Annotated in this window: 4 protein-coding genes; all 4 read right to left on the bottom strand. The window is 68.6% G+C overall.

All coding sequences use genetic code 11. From position 1 onward, the window contains the following. Window positions 1-550, bottom strand: a 550-nt coding sequence (locus AX737_RS27945; protein ID WP_280949105.1) for an NAD(P)-dependent oxidoreductase, incomplete at its 3' end; no start/stop codon positions are given. A gap of 13 nt (window positions 551-563) precedes the next feature. Beyond that, a complete protein-coding gene (locus tag AX737_RS27940; RefSeq protein ID WP_066927132.1) occupies window positions 564-1,922 on the bottom strand; it encodes a cation:dicarboxylase symporter family transporter in 1,359 nt (452 codons plus the stop codon). Between the two features lie 150 nt (window positions 1,923-2,072). Then, the gene (locus AX737_RS27935) at window positions 2,073-3,353 is read right to left on the bottom strand and encodes a UxaA family hydrolase (RefSeq protein ID WP_066927133.1); all 1,281 of its coding nucleotides are present in this window, start codon (window positions 3,351-3,353) and stop codon (window positions 2,073-2,075) included. 7 nt (window positions 3,354-3,360) lie between these two features. After that, window positions 3,361-3,678: a UxaA family hydrolase gene (locus tag AX737_RS27930; RefSeq protein WP_066927131.1), complete on the bottom strand. Its 318-nt coding sequence runs from the start codon at window positions 3,676-3,678 to the stop codon at window positions 3,361-3,363. Between the last annotated feature and the right edge of the window lie 310 nt (window positions 3,679-3,988).

The following is a 3,988-nucleotide window of genomic DNA, read 5'->3' as shown; positions in this document are numbered from 1 at the left end:
GCGGCGTCCAGGCCGGGTCGTCGGCGCCGAGGAACGGGTCGTGGGCCGAGACCATCATGTCGAGGGCGGCGGCGCGGCGCGCCGTCTCGCGGGCGATGGCGCCGAACCCGACGAGGCCGAGGCGCTTGCCGGCGATCTCGCGGCCCATCAGGGCGTTGCGCGGCCAGGTGCCGGCGGCGACCTCGGCGGTGGCGCCGTAGGCGCCGCGCAGGAGCAGCATCGCGGTGCCGATCACGTACTCGGCCACCGCCCCGTCGTTGGCGCCGGTCGCCGGGTAGACCGCGATGCCGCGATCCTTGCAGGCCGCGACGTCGATGTTGTCGAGGCCGACGCCGAGACGGCCCACCACCTTCAGGTCGGGGGCGGCCTCGAGCAGGGCGCCGCGCACCTGCGTCCGGTTGCGCACGATGAGCGCGTCGGCCCCTTTCAGCGCGGCGGCCAGCGCGTCCGGACGGTCGACGAGGCCGGGATCGTAGAGGGTGTCGAAGCCCTGGAGCTCGGCGGCGATGGCCGCCTCGTCCATGAACTCGCTGATGACGACCTTGGGCATGATTCTTTCTTCCTCAGGTCGCCGGCACGGCGGCCGGCAGGGGATTCCGGAGCGCGGCCGGCTCCTGCGCGGGCAGGTCGGCGGCGTCGCTCTCGTCGTCCAGGGTGTCGAGGCTCGGGGTGATGCGGCCGTCGAGCACGGCGCGGGCGTGGGCCACGTCGAGCTTGCCCTCCCAGCGGGCGATCACGAGGGTCGCCACCATGTTGCCGATCGCGTTCGTCACGCAGCGCAGCTCGTTCAGGATCCGGTCCACGCCGATGATCAGCGCGATTCCGGCGACCGGCAGGAGCTGCGAGGCCTGCAGGGTCGCGGCCAGCACGAACAGGATGGCGCCGGCCACCCCCGCCACGCCCTTCGAGGTGACGAGCGCGATCGCCAGGATGCCGAGTTCCTGCTCCCAGGTCAGCGGGATGTTGAGCGCCTGGGCGATGAAGCCGACCGCCATGGTCAGGTAGATGCACGAGCCGTCCATGTTGAAGGAGAGCCCGGCCGGCATCACGAGGCCCGTCACGCTCTTGTCCACGCCGAGCCCGTTGAGCTTGGCCATGATCCGCGGCAGCACCGATTCCGAGCTGGTGGTGCCGAGCAGGATGAACATCTCCTCCCGGCTGTAGCGGAACAGCTTCCACAGGCTGAGGCCGACGTAGAAGCGCATCACCCCGCCGAGGAAGAACACGATGAAGACAATGAAGGTCAGGTAGAGCGAGACGATCAGCATCCCGTACTGGGCCAGGATGCCGAGGCCGAACTTGCCGATGGTGAAGGCCATCGCGCCGAACGCGCCGACGGGCGCGAAGTGCATGATGATGCCGACCACCTTCATCAGCACGTCGCCGAAGGCGTGGACCACGCGCAAGGGGAACTCGCCCTTGCGGCCGAGCATGGCCAGCCCCATCCCGACGAGGACGGAGAAGAACATCACCTGGATCAGGTCGCCCTTGGCGAAGGCGTCGACCGCGCTGTGCGGGATGATGTTGGCGACGATCTCCATCGGGGACTGGGCGTGCGCCTTGCCGGCGATGCCCGCCACGAGCTTGGCGTCCAGGCTCTCGACCGTGGCGTTCACGCCGTCGCCGGGGCGCAGGACGTTGACGAAGATCAGGCCGGCGGCGAGCGCCACGGTGGTGGCGAGCTCGAAATACACGATGGTCTTCAGGCCCATCCGCCCGACGGCCTTCATGTCGCCGACATGCGCGATGCCGACCACGACGGTGCAGAAGATGACGGGGGCGACGATCATCTTGATCAGGTTGATGAACATGTCGCCGAGAATCTTGCAGCCGACCGCAAATTCGGGGGCGACGACCCCAACGGCGATGCCGAGCGCGATGCCGAGCAGGACCTGGCCGTAGATCGACCGCAACAACCGCATGCATTCCTCCTTGTGACGGGACGAAAGCCGCCGCGATGTATCCCCGCGGTCGCGCCTCCTCTCGCGTGTCAGGCTCGGGTGTCCTGCCCCATGGCGTCGGGGCAGGGGCCGCGGACCCTGTACCGGTCCGCGGCCCCCTGGGCAGCTGTCTCAGGCGCTGCGGTAGAGCTTCGTCATCACGAACTCGCGGTGGCCGAGCGACTCGGCCGCGGTGAGCCGGCCGTTGGCGGTGCGCACCACCATGTCGATCAGGGCGTCGCCGGCCTGCGGGATCGTCATCTCGCGGGTGAGCACGCCCGAGACATCGACGTCGATGTGCTCGCCCATGGTGCGCACGGTGCGGGGGTTGCCGGTGATCTTGATCACCGGGACGATCGGGTTGCCGATGACGTTGCCCTGGCCGGTGGGGAAGGTGTGCACCACGTAGCCCGCCGCCGCCATCAGGGTCACGCACTCGGCGGCCGCCGAGGAGGTGTCCATGAAGTAGAGGCCAGGCCCCTTGGCAGGCGCCTCCGCCGGCTGCAGCGCGTCGATGTACCGGCACTCGTGGCCGATCTTCTCGAGGTTGCCGAGCGCCTTCTCCTCGATCGTGGTCAGACCGCCCGCGATGTTGCCCTTGGTCGGCTGCGAATCCGAGAGGTCGTCGGTCTTGTGGGCCTCGATCACGTCGTCCTGGTAGGACTTCCACATCGCGTACCACTTGTCCGAGATTTCCGGGCTCGCCGCCCGCTCCCGGCAGAGGTGCTCCGCGCCGGTGATCTCCGAGGTCTCGCCGAACACCCCGTAGATCCCGTGCGGGATCAGCTTGTCGTACATGTTGCCGACGGTGGGGCAGGAGGCGAGGCCCGTGGTGGTGTCGGACTCGCCGCACTTCGTCGAGACCCAGAGGTCCGAGATCGGGCATTCCTCGCGCGGCAGCTCGGTCGCCCACTGCACGAAGCGCTTGGCCTGGTAGCTGGCCTTGGCGATCGTGGCGATGTCGCCGTGGCCCTCGATGCCGAAGCCGATCACGGGCTTGCCGGTCTTGGCGATGCCCTCGACCACCCGGTTGGTCCACTGGTCCTCGATGCCGATCACCACCACGGCGGCGACGTTCGGGTTCGAGCCGATGCCGATGAGGGTGCGGAAGTGGAGCTCGAGATCCTCGCCGAACTGGAGCCGGCCGTAGGCGTGGGGCAGCGCCATCGTGCCCTTCACGTTGTTGGCCACCGCCTCGCAGGACGCGTTGGAGAGGTCGTCGAGCGGCAGCAGGACGACGTGGTTGCGCACGCCGACGCGGCCGTTCTCCCGGCGCCAGCCCATGAAGGTGGCGCCGCGGTAATCCTCGGAGGCGCGCTTGGATTGGAGCGCCTTCGTGGCGAACTGGTCGGGGGCCCCGCCCACGAAGGGGGTGGCGATCTCGTGTTCGAGCTGAGCGGCTTCCTTGAACATGATCACCTCACCAGCGCTTCGTCTTGACGTTGTGGACGTGGACGTGCTCGCCCTTGGCGACGTCCTTGATGACCTTGCCGATGTCCTGGCCGTACTTGATGGCCGTGTCCCCGGCCTTCAGGTCGGTCAGCGCGACCTTGTGGCCGATCGGGATGTCGTGGCGCACATGCACCGCGAAGGTCGTGTCGTTCTCGGTGACGACCCCGAACGCGTCGGTGTCGGCCGAGAGGCCCTCGATCACCGCGACGGCGACGTTGTCGTCGGGGGAGTGGGCGAGAAGATGCGGCTTGCGGCGCCCCTCGCCGGATGCGGCGTGGCTGCTCATGCGGTCCTCCTGATGGCTGTCGTCGGCTTCTTGGCGGCGACTGGTCTTATATAAGACGCATAACTCGAGCGGCGTCAACGGTGGATCGCGGGTGGGGCCGGAGACGGGGACCACGCTGAGGTCGAGTGTCCCTTTCCTGGATGGTTCGACGCCGGCGGATCGGGCAGCCGTCCCGTATCCTCGCCCTCCACGCGCTCTCCCTGTTCCTCTGCGGGCAAGGCGATCGCATGAGGCGGCTCGCGCCTCGCCGCAGGCCGAGGCGCGGGTCCCCTCTCCTGTAGGGAGAGGTCTGCTTTCGCAGAAAGCCGGG

The organism is Methylobacterium sp. CCH5-D2 (assembly GCF_001556475.1).
In the GTDB taxonomy this organism is placed as follows: Bacteria; Pseudomonadota; Alphaproteobacteria; order Rhizobiales; family Beijerinckiaceae; genus Methylobacterium; species Methylobacterium hispanicum.
Note: the sequence above shows the minus strand (reverse complement) of the source record. Positions and strands in the feature narration are given on the sequence as shown.